Source organism: Pseudomonas sp. PA-7-1E, from assembly GCF_021605325.1.
In the GTDB taxonomy this organism is placed as follows: Bacteria; Pseudomonadota; Gammaproteobacteria; order Pseudomonadales; family Pseudomonadaceae; genus Aquipseudomonas; species Aquipseudomonas fluorescens_BV.
Genome location: NZ_WKFA01000008.1, coordinates 20174 through 35176 on the forward strand (window position 1 = coordinate 20174; position 15003 = coordinate 35176).

The 15003-nt window shown below is 62.3% G+C and carries 15 protein-coding genes; all 15 read left to right on the forward strand.

Annotation, left to right across the window (positions count from 1 at the left end; genetic code table 11):
• The first annotated feature begins 79 nt into the window (after positions 1-79).
• Positions 80-484, forward strand: a complete 405-nt coding sequence (gene fliS / locus GIW79_RS07465) for a flagellar export chaperone FliS (RefSeq protein ID WP_054898643.1) — start codon at positions 80-82, stop codon at positions 482-484.
• A gap of 25 nt (positions 485-509) precedes the next feature.
• On the forward strand, positions 510-806 hold the full coding sequence (locus GIW79_RS07470) for a flagellar protein FliT (protein WP_034126783.1): 297 nt from the start codon (positions 510-512) through the stop codon (positions 804-806).
• A gap of 169 nt (positions 807-975) precedes the next feature.
• On the forward strand, positions 976-2448 hold the full coding sequence (locus GIW79_RS07475) for a sigma-54 dependent transcriptional regulator (RefSeq protein ID WP_236455255.1): 1473 nt from the start codon (positions 976-978) through the stop codon (positions 2446-2448).
• Positions 2449-2558: 110 nt separating this feature from the next.
• Positions 2559-3770 carry a sensor histidine kinase gene (locus GIW79_RS07480; RefSeq protein ID WP_054898642.1) on the forward strand — a complete coding sequence of 404 codons (1212 nt, stop codon included), beginning with the start codon at positions 2559-2561 and terminating at the stop codon, positions 3768-3770.
• Positions 3771-3777: 7 nt separating this feature from the next.
• Positions 3778-5154 (forward strand): sigma-54-dependent transcriptional regulator, encoded by a 1377-nt coding sequence (locus tag GIW79_RS07485; RefSeq protein ID WP_236455257.1) that lies wholly within the window; start codon positions 3778-3780, stop codon positions 5152-5154.
• Between the two features lie 131 nt (positions 5155-5285).
• Entirely contained in the window at positions 5286-5615 is a 330-nt protein-coding gene (gene fliE / locus GIW79_RS07490) for a flagellar hook-basal body complex protein FliE (RefSeq protein ID WP_003192959.1), read from the forward strand.
• Between the two features lie 16 nt (positions 5616-5631).
• A complete protein-coding gene (fliF, locus tag GIW79_RS07495; RefSeq protein ID WP_014719351.1) occupies positions 5632-7407 on the forward strand; it encodes a flagellar basal-body MS-ring/collar protein FliF in 1776 nt (591 codons plus the stop codon).
• The gene (gene fliG / locus GIW79_RS07500) at positions 7400-8416 is read left to right on the forward strand and encodes a flagellar motor switch protein FliG (RefSeq protein WP_003192957.1); all 1017 of its coding nucleotides are present in this window, start codon (positions 7400-7402) and stop codon (positions 8414-8416) included. Before fliF ends, fliG begins: the two co-directional genes overlap by 8 nt.
• 10 nt (positions 8417-8426) lie before the next feature.
• Positions 8427-9191, forward strand: coding sequence for a flagellar assembly protein FliH (gene fliH, locus GIW79_RS07505; protein WP_014719350.1), 765 nt, complete (start codon positions 8427-8429; stop codon positions 9189-9191).
• On the forward strand, positions 9181-10539 hold the full coding sequence (gene fliI / locus GIW79_RS07510) for a flagellar protein export ATPase FliI (protein ID WP_034126786.1): 1359 nt from the start codon (positions 9181-9183) through the stop codon (positions 10537-10539). Before fliH ends, fliI begins: the two co-directional genes overlap by 11 nt.
• Before the next feature lie 3 nt (positions 10540-10542).
• A complete protein-coding gene (gene fliJ / locus GIW79_RS07515) occupies positions 10543-10992 on the forward strand; it encodes a flagellar export protein FliJ (protein WP_003192954.1) in 450 nt (149 codons plus the stop codon).
• A 183-nt stretch (positions 10993-11175) separates the two neighbouring features.
• Entirely contained in the window at positions 11176-11481 is a 306-nt protein-coding gene (locus tag GIW79_RS07520; RefSeq protein ID WP_034126788.1) for an STAS domain-containing protein, read from the forward strand.
• A complete protein-coding gene (locus GIW79_RS07525) occupies positions 11478-13196 on the forward strand; it encodes an ATP-binding SpoIIE family protein phosphatase (RefSeq protein ID WP_236455259.1) in 1719 nt (572 codons plus the stop codon). The genes GIW79_RS07520 and GIW79_RS07525 overlap by 4 nt, the downstream gene beginning before the upstream one ends.
• A 30-nt stretch (positions 13197-13226) precedes the next feature.
• Positions 13227-13574 (forward strand): Hpt domain-containing protein, encoded by a 348-nt coding sequence (locus GIW79_RS07530; RefSeq protein ID WP_014719347.1) that lies wholly within the window; start codon positions 13227-13229, stop codon positions 13572-13574.
• Positions 13575-13658: 84 nt separating this feature from the next.
• Positions 13659-14963 carry a flagellar hook-length control protein FliK gene (locus tag GIW79_RS07535; RefSeq protein WP_236455261.1) on the forward strand — a complete coding sequence of 435 codons (1305 nt, stop codon included), beginning with the start codon at positions 13659-13661 and terminating at the stop codon, positions 14961-14963.
• The last annotated feature ends 40 nt before the right edge of the window (positions 14964-15003 follow it).

Consider the following 15003-nt stretch of genomic DNA (forward strand, 5'->3'; position numbering starts at 1 on the left):
GTGTTAAAGCTTTTTGCGGCCCAGTCGACATATTGGTTACTAGAATCCTTTTCGCTGTCGCCTGTCACGAGGTAGAAACATGAACCCCATGCGAGCCCTTCGCCAATACCAGAAGGTCAATTCCCACGCACAGATCTCCGAAGCCAGCCCGCATCGCCTGGTGCAGATGCTGATGGAAGGCGGCCTGGATCGCATGTCCCAGGCCAAGGGCGCCCTGGCGCGTGGTGACATCGCACAGAAGGGTTTGATGCTCGGCAAGGCCATCGACATCGTTATCGGGCTGCGCGATGGCCTGGATGCTGAAAAGAGTGATAACCCGGCTTATGTTCAGCAGTTGGAAAGCCTTTATGTGTACATGACCAACCGGTTGATGGAGGCTAACCAACAAAACGACGCCGAGATCATCGACGAAGTCGCTCGCTTGATGATTACCGTAAAAGAAGGCTGGGATGCTATCGGCGCGCCACAAGGCGCAGCAGAATAAGGCCACGGGCCTTGAGGAACTCGTCATGAGCCACGCACTGCAACGCATTGATGAAACCCGTGAAGCCCTGGTCGACGCGCTGGCTGCGCGCAACTGGGATGCCATCAGCGAGCTCGACCTGGGCTGCCGCAGTGTGATCGATCAGGTGCTGAGCGAAGCGCCGGTGGATGAGGATGCGCTGCGTGGAAAGCTGGAAAGCCTGTTGGCGGTTTACCAGCAGTTGCTTGAAGTGACGACCGGCGAGCGCCAGGCGATTTTCGAAGAGATGTCGCAGATCAACCAAGCGAAAAATGCGTCAAAGGTTTACCATCTGTTCGGTTGAAAGGGCGCAGTTAATCCGAACGGCGCGTCATATATTTGACTATGCCATCATTTTTGACTTAACTAGTGCTGTTTTCAGATTTCAGACGTCTAGAAGGTAAGAAATCTTACAGACGTCTTGATTGCCCTCATTCCGGGGCAGGAAGTTTTACTAGGGAAGTTGCTATTGCATGTGGCGTGAAACCAAAATTCTGCTGATCGATGACGATAGCGTCCGCCGCCGCGATTTAGCGGTGATTTTAAATTTTCTCGGTGAAGAAAATTTGCCCTGCGGCAGCCACGATTGGCAGCAGGCGGTCAGCTCGTTGTCGTCGAGCCGTGAAGTCATTTGTGTATTGATCGGGACGGTAAACGCTCCTGGCGCAGTTCTGGGCCTGTTAAAGACACTGTCTACCTGGGATGAGTTCCTTCCGGTGTTGCTAATGGGCGATATTTCTTCCGTGGACCTGCCGGAAGACCAGCGCCGCCGCGTGCTATCCAACCTGGAAATGCCGCCCAGCTACAGCAAATTGCTCGATTCCCTGCACCGTGCCCAGGTCTATCGCGAGATGTACGACCAGGCCCGCGAGCGCGGCCGTCACCGTGAACCCAACCTGTTCCGCAGCCTGGTCGGCACCAGCCGCGCCATCCAGCACGTGCGCCAGATGATGCAGCAAGTGGCCGATACCGACGCCAGCGTGCTGATCCTCGGCGAGTCGGGCACCGGCAAGGAAGTGGTCGCGCGCAACCTGCACTATCACTCCAAGCGTCGCGACGGGCCCTTTGTGCCGGTCAACTGCGGGGCGATCCCGGCAGAGCTGCTGGAAAGCGAATTGTTCGGCCACGAGAAGGGCGCCTTTACCGGGGCAATCACCAGCCGTGCCGGGCGCTTTGAGCTGGCCAATGGCGGCACACTGTTCCTCGACGAAATCGGCGACATGCCGTTGCCGATGCAGGTCAAGCTGCTGCGCGTATTGCAGGAACGCACCTTCGAGCGCGTGGGCAGCAACAAGACCCAGAGCGTGGACGTGCGCATCATTGCCGCCACCCACAAGAACCTCGAAAGCATGATCGAGGTCGGCAGCTTCCGCGAAGACCTGTACTACCGCCTCAACGTATTCCCTATCGAGATGGCCCCGCTGCGCGAGCGCGTGGAAGACATCCCGTTGCTGATGAACGAACTGATCTCGTGCATGGAGCACGAGAAGCGCGGCTCCATTCGTTTCAACTCCGCGGCAATCATGTCCCTGTGCCGCCACGGCTGGCCGGGCAACGTCCGCGAGCTGGCCAACCTGGTGGAGCGCATGGCGATCATGCATCCGTACGGGGTGATCGGCGTGGTCGAGTTGCCGAAGAAATTCCGCTACGTCGACGACGAGGACGAGCAGATGGACAGCCTGCGCAGCGACATGGAAGAGCGCGTGGCAATCAACGGCCATACTCCAGACTTTGGCGCTAGCGCGATGTTGCCGCCCGAAGGACTGGATCTCAAGGACTACCTCGGCAACCTGGAGCAAGGCCTGATCCAACAGGCGCTGGACGATGCCAACGGCATCGTCGCCCGGGCCGCCGAGCGCCTGCGTATCCGTCGCACCACCCTGGTGGAGAAGATGCGCAAGTACGGTATGAGCCGCAAAGAAGGTGATGAACAGGCGGATGATTGACGCCTGTTTTTCAACTACCTGATTTATAGGTGGTTTTTTTTCGGCACGGGTATTGCTACAGCCCTCGCAACGTTCCGTTTAACTGACGGTCAGCCAAGCGAGAGAGCATCATGCCCCACGCCGCCCAACTATCTTCGGCCCCTGCCATCCAGGGGCTGGTTTCGCCTGTAGAACCGCCGACCCGCCAGGGCCTGGAGCACGCGCTCTCGCAGTTCAACCAGATGTCGAACCAGCTGACCGACTCCTACAGCCTGCTTGAGGCCCGGGTTTCCGAGCTTAAAGGCGAACTGGCGGTGGTCAGCGCCCAGCGCATGCAAGAGCTGGCCGAGAAAGAGCGTCTGGCCAACCGTCTGCAAAACCTGCTGGACCTGTTGCCCGGTGGCGTGATCGTCATCGACGACCAAGGCCGCGTTCGCGAAGCCAACCCGGCGGCCTGCGACCTGCTTGGCTTGCCGCTGGAAGGCGAGCTGTGGCGTGAAGTCATCACCCGCTGTTTTGCCCCCCGTGAAGACGACGGCCACGAAGTCTCACTCAAGGACGGGCGCCGGCTGTCCATTGCGACCCGTTCCCTGGACGCCGAGCCCGGCCAGCTTGTGCTACTCAATGACCTGACAGAAACCCGGCACCTGCAAGATCAGTTGGCTCGCCATGAGCGGCTGTCGTCCCTGGGACGGATGGTCGCTTCCTTGGCGCATCAGATTCGTACGCCGTTGTCGGCGGCATTGATCTACGCCAGCCATTTGACTGACGAGCAATTACCAGCGGCCACCCACCAACGCTTTGCCGGGCGCCTCAAGGAGCGCCTGCATGAGTTGGAACACCAAGTACGTGACATGCTGGTATTTGCCCGCGGCGAACTGCCGCTGACCGATCGCGTTACCCCTGCCGGTTTGATGCAGTCCCTGCAAGCGGCAGCGGCGACCCATGTGCAGGAGGCCAACCTGCGCTGGCAGTGCGATAGCCACCAGGGCGAATTGCTGTGCAACCGCGACACCCTGGTGGGCGCGCTGCTCAACCTGATCGAAAACGCTACCCAGGCCAGTGGCCCCGGGGCGCGCCTGAAAGTGCACCTGTATAGCCGCGGACAAACCCTGCGCCTGTGCGTCAGCGACAGCGGCAGCGGTATCGCCCCGCAGGTGCTGCAGCGCCTGGGCGAGCCGTTTTTTACCACCAAGACCAACGGCACTGGCCTGGGCCTGACCGTGGTCAAGGCAGTGGCCCGTGCCCATCAGGGACAATTGCAGCTGCGTTCGCGCCTGGGGCGTGGCACCTGTGCATTGATGACCTTGCCGCTGTTTTCCAGCGCGGCAAGCGCGGAGTAAGAGGATGATGGCTATCAAGGTTTTATTGGTGGAAGACGATCGCGCCCTGCGTGAAGCATTGGCTGACACGCTGCTGTTGGCGGGCCATGACTACCGTGCGGTCGGCTCTGCCGAGGAAGCCTTGGAGGCGGTCGAGCAGGAAACCTTCAGCCTGGTGGTCAGCGACGTCAACATGCCCGGCATGGACGGCCACCAGTTGCTCGGCCTGCTGCGGGTGCGCCAGCCGCAGCTGCCGGTGCTGCTGATGACCGCCCATGGCGCGGTGGAGCGGGCGGTGGATGCCATGCGTCAGGGCGCGGCGGATTACCTGGTCAAGCCGTTCGAGCCCAAGGCTTTGATCGAACTGGTCGCCCGGCATGCCCTGGGCGTGATGCCCGCAGCCGACGGCGATGGCCCGATTGCCTTTGAACCGGCCAGCGCGCAGTTGCTTGAACTGGCGGCGCGGGTGGCGCGCAGTGATTCCACTGTGCTGATTTCCGGCGAGTCCGGCACCGGTAAAGAAGTGCTGGCGCGTTATATCCACCAGCAATCGGGCCGTGCCAAACAACCGTTCATTGCGATCAACTGCGCGGCGATCCCCGACAACATGCTGGAAGCCACCTTGTTTGGCCATGAAAAGGGCTCGTTCACCGGCGCCATCGCGGCCCAGGCCGGCAAGTTCGAACAAGCCGACGGCGGCACCATTCTGCTCGACGAAATCTCGGAAATGCCCCTGGGCCTGCAAGCCAAGTTGCTGCGAGTATTGCAGGAGCGTGAAGTGGAGCGCGTGGGCGCACGCAAGCCGATCCAGTTGGATATCCGCGTGGTTGCCACCACCAACCGCGACCTGGCGGGCGAAGTGGCGGCGGGGCGCTTCCGTGAAGACCTGTTTTACCGGTTGTCGGTGTTCCCGCTGGCTTGGCGCCCATTGCGTGAGCGGCCGGCGGATATCATTCCCCTGGCCGAGCGTCTTCTCAACAACCACGTCAAAAAAATGAAGCATGCCCAGGCGCGTTTATCGCCCGAGGCCCAGGCGTGCCTGGTCAGTTACCCATGGCCGGGCAACGTGCGCGAGCTGGACAACGCGATCCAGCGTGCGCTGATTTTGCAGCAGGGCGGTTTGATCCAGCCCCAGGATTTCTGCCTGGCCATGGGCAATGGCGCTGCGCCGTTGCCGAGCCTGGCCCCGGCTCCAGTGGTCGCCGAGGCGGAATCAGCCGGTGCCCTGGGCGATGACCTGCGCCGCCGTGAATTCCAGATGATCATCGACACCCTGCGCGCCGAGCGCGGCCGTCGCAAAGAAGCGGCCGAGCGCCTGGGCATCAGCCCGCGCACCTTGCGCTACAAGCTGGCGCAGATGCGCGACGCCGGTACGGATGTGGAAGCGTATCTTTTCGCCACATGACCGGTAACAAGTTCGACAAGCTTTGTCGCCTTTTCTTACGAGTTGTCACAGAGCTGGCACCCTTGTTGCTACCACCCCTAGTAACCGCTGCGTAGTGTCAAAAAATTGCGGGTCGTCGGAGAGAGAAGGTCATGAGCCAGGGTATTGAGTTCAATCGGTTGATGTTGGATATGCGCGCCATGCAAATGGACGCCATGGCTCAACCGAAATCCGTCGCGCCAGCGCCGGAATTGGGCCAAAGCAATTTTGCCGACATGCTCGGTCAGGCAATCAATAAAGTCAGCGATACCCAGCAGGCGTCCAGCCAGTTGGCGACGGCCTTCGAGATCGGTAAAAGCGGCGTGGACCTCACCGATGTGATGGTCGCCTCGCAAAAGGCCAGTGTGTCCTTCCAGGCCTTGACCCAAGTGCGTAACAAGCTGGTTCAGGCGTATCAAGACATCATGCAGATGCCGGTTTAAGGACGAGATTTAAGTCATGGCTGAAGCAGTCTCCGACAACCTCCCCGCCAAGGCCGACGGCAAACCGCCGTTGTTTGGCCTGTCGTTCCTGGAAAACCTCTCGGAAATGACCATGCTGCGTCAGGTGGGCCTGATGGTGGGCCTGGCCGCCAGCGTGGCGATTGGTTTTGCCGTGGTGCTGTGGTCGCAGCAACCCGATTACCGCCCCCTGTACGGCAGCCTGTCGGGCATGGATTCCAAGCAGATCATGGAAACCCTCGCCGCCGCCGACATCGCCTACACCGTGGAGCCCAACTCCGGCGCCTTGCTGGTCAAGGCTGATGACGTAGCCCGCGCGCGGATGAAACTGGCCGCCGCTGGCGTGGCGCCGTCCGACAGCAACATTGGTTTTGAAATCCTCGACAAGGACCAGGGCCTGGGCACCAGCCAGTTCATGGAAGCCACCCGCTATCGTCGTGGCCTGGAAGGCGAACTGGCGCGCACCATTTCCAGCCTCAATAACGTCAAGGCCGCCCGTGTGCACCTGGCGATTCCGAAAAGCTCGGTGTTCGTGCGTGACGAACGCAAGCCCAGCGCCTCGGTCTTGGTGGAGCTGTTTGCTGGCCGCTCCCTGGAGCCTGGCCAGGTACTGGCGATCGTCAACCTGGTTGCCACCAGTGTTCCCGAATTGAGCAAGTCGCAAATCACCGTGGTGGACCAAAAGGGCAACCTGCTGTCCGACATGGCCGAAAACTCCGCGCTGACCCAGGCCGGCAAGCAGTTCGACTACAGCCGCCGCATGGAAAGCATGCTCACCCAGCGCGTGCATAACATCCTGCAACCGGTACTGGGCAACGACCGCTACAAGGCTGAAGTGTCGGCCGACGTGGACTTCAGCGCCGTCGAATCCACCTCCGAACAGTTCAACCCGGACCAGCCGGCCCTGCGCAGCGAGCAGTCCACCAGCGAACAACGCACCGCCAGCAATGGCCCCCAAGGTGTGCCAGGCGCCCTGAGCAACCAGCCACCCGCGCCGGCCTCGGCACCGCAAACCACTGGTGGCGCCGCCGCCACGGCTGGCGCGATCCAGCCTGGCCAGCCGCTGTTGGACGCCAACGGCCAGCAGATCATGGACCCGGCCACCGGCCAGCCGATGCTTGCGCCATACCCTGCGGACAAGCGTAACCAGTCCACCAAGAACTTCGAACTCGACCGTTCCATCAGCCACACCAAGCAGCAGCAGGGCAAGATCAATCGCCTGTCGGTGTCGGTGGTGGTCGATGACCAAGTCAAGGTCAACCCAGCGGACGGCGCGGTGACCCGTGCACCGTGGACGGCTGACGAACTGGCGCGCTTCACCCGCCTGGTGCAGGACGCCGTTGGTTTCGACGCCAGCCGTGGCGACAGCGTCAGCGTGATCAACATGCCGTTCTCCGCCGAGCGCGGTGAAGTGATCGCCGACCCGGCGTTCTACACCCAGCCGTGGTTCTGGGACATCGTCAAGCAAGTGCTGGGGGTGCTGTTCATCCTGGTGTTGGTGTTCGGCGTATTGCGCCCGGTGCTCAACAACATCACCGGCGGCGGCAAGAAGCAACTGGCGCTGGCCGGTGGTGACGTCGAGTTGGGTGGCATGGGCGGCCTGGACGGCGAACTGGCCAACGACCGCGTCAGCCTCGGCGGCCCGCAAAGCATCCTGTTGCCAAGCCCGAGCGAAGGCTATGACGCTCAGTTGAACGCAATCAAGAGTCTGGTGGCAGAAGACCCGGGCCGTGTGGCTCAGGTCGTGAAAGAGTGGATTAACGCAGATGAATGATCGAGCCGCTGTGGCCAAGCTGTCCCGGGTCGACAAAGCCGCCGTGCTGCTGCTGTCCCTGGGTGAAACCGACGCTGCCCAAGTGCTGCGCCACATGGGCCCTAAAGAGGTCCAGCGAGTGGGCGTGGCCATGGCGCAGATGCGCAATGTGCACCGCGAGCAAGTCGAGCAGGTGATGAGCGAGTTCGTCGAGATCGTCGGCGACCAGACCAGCCTGGGCGTCGGATCCGACAGCTACATTCGCAAGATGCTCACCTCGGCCCTGGGCGAAGACAAGGCCAACGGCCTGATCGACCGCATCCTGCTGGGTGGCAACACCAGCGGCCTGGATAGCCTCAAGTGGATGGAGCCGCGGGCAGTGGCCGACGTGATCCGCTACGAGCACCCGCAGATCCAGGCGATCGTGGTGGCCTACCTGGACCCGGACCAGGCCGGCGAAGTGCTTGGCCACTTCGACCATAAAGTGCGCCTGGACATCATCCTGCGTGTGTCGTCGCTGAACACTGTGCAACCGGCGGCGCTCAAAGAACTCAACACCATTCTGGAGAAGCAGTTCTCCGGCAATTCCAACGCCTCGCGCACCACCCTGGGTGGCATCAAGCGCGCAGCCGACATCATGAACTTCCTCGACAGCTCAGTCGAAGGCCAGTTGATGGACTCGATCCGCGAGATCGACGACACCCTGTCCGGCCAGATCGAAGACCTGATGTTCGTGTTCAACAACCTGGCCGATGTCGACGACCGCGGCATCCAGGCGCTGCTGCGCGAAGTGTCCTCGGACGTGCTGGTGCTGGCGCTCAAGGGCTCGGACGAAAACGTCAAAGAAAAGATCTTCAAGAACATGTCCAAGCGTGCGTCCGAATTGCTTCGCGACGACCTGGAAGCCAAGGGCCCGGTGCGCGTCAGCGACGTGGAAACCGCCCAGAAAGAAATCCTCACCATTGCCCGCCGTATGGCCGAAGCCGGAGAAATCGTTCTCGGCGGGAAGGGCGGCGAAGAAATGATCTAAGGCGCCTTGCATGTCGAATAAAGATGAGGCACCCAGCGATCTGATTCGCGCGCGGGATGTCGGCGGCTTCGACATCTGGTCGCTGCCCAGTTTCGACCCCCATGTGCCGGAGCCCGAGCCTGAACCGGTTGAAGAACCTCCGGCAGAGATGGAAGAAGTGCCGCTGGATGAAGTCCAGCCACTGACCCTCGAAGAGTTGGAAACCATTCGCCAGGAGGCCTACAACGAAGGCTTCGCGGCGGGGGAAAAAGACGGTTTTCGCAGCACCACCCTCAAGGTTCGCCAGGAGGCCGAAGCGGCGCTGGCCACCAAGTTGGGTAGCCTGGAGCGCCTGATGGGCAACCTGTTCGACCCTATCGCCGAACAGGACTCGCAGCTGGAAAAATCCATGGTTGGCCTGGTGCAGCACATTGCTCGTCAGGTGATCCAGCGCGAGCTGGTGCTCGATTCCAGCCAGATCGAAGGCGTGATGCGTGAAGCCCTCAAGCTGCTGCCCCTGGGCGTCGGCAATGTGCGGCTGTACATCAATCCGCAGGATTTCGAACAGGTCAAAGCCCTGCGCGAGCGTCATGAAGAAACCTGGCGCATCGTCGAAGACGCTTCGTTGCAGCCCGGTGGTTGCCGTGTCGAAACCGAGCACAGCCGCATCGATGCAACGGTGGAAACCCGTATCAGCCAGATCATGGCCAAGTTGTTCGATCAACTGCATGAACAAGCCCTGCACCCCGCCGAGCCGGACCTGAGCGTTGACCTGGACGCCACCGATGCGCCTTGATCGCACGAGCTTCGCCAAGCGCCTGGGCAGCTACGCCGAGGCCACGGAGTTGCCCGGCCAGCCGGTCCTCGAAGGGCGCCTGTTGCGTATGGTCGGCCTGACTCTCGAAGCCGAGGGCCTGCGCGCCGCAATGGGCAGCCGCTGCCTGGTGATAAACGACAACAGCTACCACCCGGTGCAAGTCGAAGCCGAGGTGATGGGCTTTTCGGGCAGCAAGATTTTCCTGATGCCGGTCGGCAGCCTCACCGGCATTGCCCCCGGCGCCCGCGTGGTACCGCTGGCCGACACCGGCCGCCTGCCCATGGGCATGAGCATGCTGGGCCGCGTACTCGACGGTGCCGGCCGTGCGCTGGACGGCAAGGGCGGCATGAAGGCCGAAGACTGGGTGCCGATGGACGGCCCCACCATCAACCCGCTCAAGCGCAACCCCATCAGCGTGCCGCTGGATGTGGGCATTCGCAGCATCAACGGTTTATTGACGGTCGGTCGCGGCCAGCGCCTGGGCCTGTTCGCCGGTACCGGCGTGGGTAAGTCGGTATTGCTGGGCATGATGACGCGCTTTACCGAGGCCGACATCATCGTGGTGGGGCTGATCGGCGAGCGGGGCCGCGAAGTGAAGGAGTTCATCGAGCACAGCCTCGGTGAAGAAGGGCTCAAGCGTTCTGTTGTCGTCGCTTCTCCGGCAGACGATGCACCGTTGATGCGCCTGCGTGCGGCGATGTACTGCACGCGCATCGCCGAATATTTTCGCGACAAGGGCAAGAACGTCCTGTTGCTGATGGACTCCCTCACGCGTTTCGCCCAGGCCCAGCGCGAGATCGCTTTGGCCATCGGTGAGCCGCCCGCGACCAAGGGTTACCCCCCGTCGGTATTTGCCAAGCTGCCCAAGCTGGTAGAGCGTGCCGGTAATGCCGAAGCCGGCGGTGGCTCGATCACCGCGTTCTACACCGTGTTGTCTGAAGGCGACGACCAACAGGACCCGATTGCCGACTCGGCCAGGGGCGTGCTCGACGGCCACATCGTGCTGTCGCGGCGCCTGGCGGAAGAGGGGCATTACCCAGCCATCGATATCGAAGCGTCCATCAGCCGGGTGATGCCGGCGGTGGTCACGCCGGAGCATATGGCCCGTGCCCAGCAGTTCAAGCAGCTGTGGTCGCGCTACCAGCAAAGCCGTGACCTGATCAGCGTCGGCGCCTATGTGGCCGGTGGCGACCGCGACACTGACCTGGCCATCGCCTTGCAGCCGCAACTGGTGACTTACCTGCGCCAGGGTCTCAACGACAAGATCACCATGGGCGAGAGCCAGTCGCACTTGCAGTCCATCTTCGCCCCGGCGCCGGGCGGCTAATCCATGGCCAACAGCCGCGCCGCACGCCTGGCCCCGGTGGTGGACATGGCCGAAAAGGCCGAGAAAGCCGCCGTACAGCGCCTGGGTTACTTCCAGGGCCAGGTGCGGTTGGCCCAAAGCAAGCTGGGCGACCTGGAGCGTTTTCGTGGCGAGTACCAACAACAGTGGATCGAGCGCGGCAGCCAGGGTGTTTCCGGCCAGTGGTTGATGGGGTACCAGGGCTTTCTCAATCAGCTTGAAACCGCCGTCGGCCAGCAACGCCAGAGCCTGGCCTGGCACGAGGCCAACCTCGACAAAGCCCGCGAGGCCTGGCAACAGGCGTTTGCCCGGGTCGAGGGGCTGCGCAAGCTGGTGCAGCGCTACATCGACGAAGCGCGAGCCATCGAAGACAAGCGCGAGCAAAAACTGCTCGATGAATTGTCCCAGCGCCTTCCCCGCCCAGAACAGTTCTAACCGGCACCACAAATCCAGTGTGGGAGCTGGCTTGCCTGCGATGGCGGTGGTTCAGTTAAAGATTCAGTGGCTGACACGCCGCCACCGCAGGCAAGCCAGCTCCCACAGTTGATTCACTGTGTTGCTCAGATGCGCTTCAACTGCTACACCTTGTGTCTAGTGCAATGACAAGGAAGCAGTCACATGTCAGTCGAGTCAGAAGTATCCCTGGACGGGAAGAAGTTGACGATCGCAATCAAGGGCCGGTTCGATTTCGGCAGCCACCAGGCGTTTCGGGAAGCCTACGAGCGTTTCTACAAGGTCCCCGAGACCTATATCGTCGACCTCAAGGATGCCACCTATATGGACAGTTCAGCCCTCGGCATGCTGCTGTTGCTACGGGATCATGCCGGCGGTGATGACGCCGAAGTCAGAGTGATCAACAGCAGCAACGACGTGCGCAAGATCCTCGCCATCTCCAACTTCGACAAACTGTTCGATATCAATTGAGCGCCCTGGCCCCTGTCCTGGAGGCGCTGACCATCCTGATCGCCGAAGACAGCGCCGCCGACCGCCTGTTGCTGGCGAGCATCATCCGCCGCCAAGGCCATCAGGCGCTGACTGTCAGCAATGGCGCCGAAGCGATTGAGGTGTTTGCCCGCGAGCGTCCGCAACTGGTGTTGATGGACGCACTGATGCCGGTCATGGATGGCTTTGAAGCCGCGCGGCAGATCAAGCAACTGGCGGGGGAGGCGCTGGTGCCGATCATCTTCCTCACGTCGCTGCGCGAAAGCGAAGCCCTGGCCCAGTGCCTGGACGCCGGCGGCGATGACTTTCTGCCCAAGCCCTATAACCCCTTGATCCTGGCGGCCAAGATCAACGCCATGGACCGCCTGCGCCGCCTGCAAGCCACGGTTTTGCAACAGCGTGACCTGATCGCCAGGCATCACGAACACCTGATGCATGAGCAGCGGGCGGCCAAGGCGGTGTTCGACAAGGTCGCCCATTCCGGTTGCATCAACGCCGCGCCGAATATCCGCTACCTGCAATCGCCTTATGCGTTGTTCAACGGTGACCTGTTGCTGGCGGCCTACACACCGTCCGGCGATATGCACGTGCTGCTAGGGGATTTCACTGGCCATGGCTTGCCGGCCGCTATCGGTGCCATGCCCCTGGCCGAGGTGTTCTACGGCATGACCGCCAAGGGCTACGGCCTCACGCAGACCCTGCGGGAAATGAACGCCAAGCTCAAGCGCATCCTGCCGGTAGACATGTTCTGCTGTGCCACCTTGCTGTGCCTGAGCGCCCAGCGGCGTGCGGTGGAGGTGTGGAACGGCGGCATGCCCGAAGGCTACGTGCATGAAGTCGCCACGGGCAGGCGCACGCCATTGATGTCGCGGCACCTGCCGTTGGGGGTGTTGTCGGCAGAGGCGTTCGATGACAGCACCGAGGTCTGGCCCATGGCGTTGGGCGACCGGGTATTCCTGCTCTCCGACGGCGTGCTGGACACCGCTGACGCCAACGATCAACTGTTCGGTGCCGAGCGCTTGCAGCAGGTGTTCGCCGCCAACCGCGAGCCCGACCGCCTGTTCGAGGACATCGAGCAGGCCCTGGCGGCCTTTCGCGGCCAGGCGCGCGATGACGTCAGCATGGTCGAGATCACGTTGCAGGCGGGCCAACCCTTGCGGGCGGCAGAATCGATGTATGCCGACAGCGGCCAGTCGTGCCCGCTGGATTGGTCGGTGAGTTTCGAATTCCGCGCCCAGACGCTCAGGACCTACAACCCGCTGCCGTACCTGCTGCAGCTGCTGTTGGAGATCCACGGCCTGCGCGAGCAGAGCGGGGCGCTTTACAGTGTGATGGCCGAGTTGTATTCCAACGCGCTGGAGCATGGCGTGCTGGGCCTGGACTCACGCCTCAAGCGCGATGCCCAAGGGTTTGCGCAGTATTATCGCCAGCGCCATGAGCGCCTGGCGCAGTTGGACAGCGGCTATGTGCGCGTGCATATGCAGGTGGTGCCCACCGACAAGGGCGGCAAACTGACCTTGCGCCTCGAAGACAGCGGGCAGGGTTTTGATGTGGAGCAAGAGCTGGCGCGCCCCGTGGACATCGACCGTCTGTCTGGTCGGGGACTGAGCCTGGTGCGTCAACTGAGCAGCGCTGTAGGCTGGTCCGATGGCGGGCGCACTGTCTGCGTGGAGTTTTGTTGGGCGGCTCTGGCATAATCCGCCGATTCTTGATCAAGGAGCGAGCAAGTGGCTGAGATTCATATGGACCCCGAGGTGTTGTCGGGTTTGCAGGAAGTCATGGAAAGCGAATACCCCACGCTGCTGGACACCTTTCTGCATGATTCTGAAGAGCGCGTGCAAGCGCTGCGCAAGGCGCGGGACGACGCCAAGACGTTGGGGCGCATCGCACACAGCTTCAAGGGCAGTAGTGGCAACTTGGGGGCGCTGCGGTTGGCAACGTTGTGTGAGCGGTTGGAGACCGAGTCCTTCAAGTCTGCTTCCGACTTGGGGGCGTTGGTGGATCAGATTGATCGTGAGTTTGCGCTGGTTCGGCCGCTTTATGAGCATGAACGGGAGCGGTTTTCTGGGGTTTGATATTTTATTGGCCTGACTTGGCCCGACTCTTGCTCTACCTCCACAGACTGCATTCCCGACCCCATGCAGTGGAGACCCTTACTTATGCCAGTCGCTCCCAATTCGCTTCTTCAGGCTGCCGCTGCGGCCAAGCCTCAAGCGCCGGCCGCCACGCCTGCCGTAGCGCCTGCGGCTCCGCGGGACAAGGGCGCTGGCTTCGCTCAAGTGTTTGCCAAGCAAGCTGCCAAGCCGCAGGCCAAGAGCGACGACGCGCCAGCCAAACCGGTGCGCGACAAGGCTTCTGATGCCAGCGCCAAACCGGCCGCCGGCGACGATAAACCTGCCGCCAGCGCGCCAGCGGTTGCCGATAGCGGCAATCCCTTGCCTGCCAAGCCGGCCAAAAGCGACGACAGCGCTGACACTGAGGGTGAGCAACCTGCCGACCCGTCCCTGGCGTTGCAACCGGTTGCCGACCCGGCGCTGGTTGCCACCGTGACGCCTGTGGCGGTCCCCGTACCGGTACAAGCGCCTGCCGTCACGGCCGCAGATGACAACGCCCAGCCGCTCATCGCGGTAACCGAGGAGCCCAAGCAGCCAACCTTCGACCCTGAGGCCGACCCGCTGGATTCGATGCCGGCCGTGCGCCTGGCGATGGAGCAGGGCGGTCATGTCTCGGCCAGCAGCCAGGCGCCGCAGAAAGCCGCGCCCACCACTCAGGACCAGCCGACCGCCGCGCAGAGCTTTGCCGCCGGCCTGGCCAACATGGTCGACCAGCAAGCCACCAAGGACAGCACCGACCAGGGAGGCGACAAGGCCTTCGGCGCGCTGATCGATGACGGCCTCAAGGACCTCAAGAACGCCAGCAGCGACACCCGTGTGGATGACTTCGCCAACCGCCTGGCTGCGCTGACCCAGGCGGCCACGCCGAAAACCGCGAATGCCTTGCCGCCCGTCCCCAATGCGCCCCTGGCCATGCACCAGAGCGGCTGGACCGAGGAGGTGGTCAACCGCGTAATGTACCTGTCCAGCGCCAACCTCAAGTCGGCCGAGATCCAGTTGCAGCCCGCTGAGCTGGGGCGCCTGGACATCAAGGTCAACATGACGGCGGACCAGCAGGCCCAGGTCAACTTCATGAGCGGCCATGCGGTGGTGCGTGAAGCGCTGGAAAGCCAGTCTGGCCGTTTGCGCGAGATGTTTGCCCAGCAGGGCATGGGGCAGGTGGATGTGAATGTCTCCGACCAGTCGCGGGGCCAGGACCAGCAGCAACAGCAGAGCCAGGCGCGAGGCGTCAGTAGCAGCGGCAGGCGCGCTGACAGCGGCGACGCCGGTGGCCCTGTGGATGTGGCCGAAGTGGCAGCGCCCGTGAGCCAGAGCGTGATCGGCTCCAGCGCCGTCGACTACTACGCCTGACTTCCTGCTCAAACCCGGTCAGTGGCTGATCGTTCCCACG

What these genes read in the sequence shown, in the direction of transcription:
- fliS (WP_054898643.1), top strand. Translation starts at nt 80, where the DNA reads ATGAACCCCATGCGAGCCCTTCGCCAATACCAGAAGGTCAATTCCCAC.
- GIW79_RS07470 (WP_034126783.1), top strand. Translation starts at nt 510, where the DNA reads ATGAGCCACGCACTGCAACGCATTGATGAAACCCGTGAAGCCCTGGTC.
- GIW79_RS07475 (WP_236455255.1), top strand. Translation starts at nt 976, where the DNA reads ATGTGGCGTGAAACCAAAATTCTGCTGATCGATGACGATAGCGTCCGC.
- GIW79_RS07480 (WP_054898642.1), top strand. Translation starts at nt 2,559, where the DNA reads ATGCCCCACGCCGCCCAACTATCTTCGGCCCCTGCCATCCAGGGGCTG.
- GIW79_RS07485 (WP_236455257.1), top strand. Translation starts at nt 3,778, where the DNA reads ATGGCTATCAAGGTTTTATTGGTGGAAGACGATCGCGCCCTGCGTGAA.
- fliE (WP_003192959.1), top strand. Translation starts at nt 5,286, where the DNA reads ATGAGCCAGGGTATTGAGTTCAATCGGTTGATGTTGGATATGCGCGCC.
- fliF (WP_014719351.1), top strand. Translation starts at nt 5,632, where the DNA reads ATGGCTGAAGCAGTCTCCGACAACCTCCCCGCCAAGGCCGACGGCAAA.
- fliG (WP_003192957.1), top strand. Translation starts at nt 7,400, where the DNA reads ATGAATGATCGAGCCGCTGTGGCCAAGCTGTCCCGGGTCGACAAAGCC.
- fliH (WP_014719350.1), top strand. Translation starts at nt 8,427, where the DNA reads ATGTCGAATAAAGATGAGGCACCCAGCGATCTGATTCGCGCGCGGGAT.
- fliI (WP_034126786.1), top strand. Translation starts at nt 9,181, where the DNA reads ATGCGCCTTGATCGCACGAGCTTCGCCAAGCGCCTGGGCAGCTACGCC.
- fliJ (WP_003192954.1), top strand. Translation starts at nt 10,543, where the DNA reads ATGGCCAACAGCCGCGCCGCACGCCTGGCCCCGGTGGTGGACATGGCC.
- GIW79_RS07520 (WP_034126788.1), top strand. Translation starts at nt 11,176, where the DNA reads ATGTCAGTCGAGTCAGAAGTATCCCTGGACGGGAAGAAGTTGACGATC.
- GIW79_RS07535 (WP_236455261.1), top strand. Translation starts at nt 13,659, where the DNA reads ATGCCAGTCGCTCCCAATTCGCTTCTTCAGGCTGCCGCTGCGGCCAAG.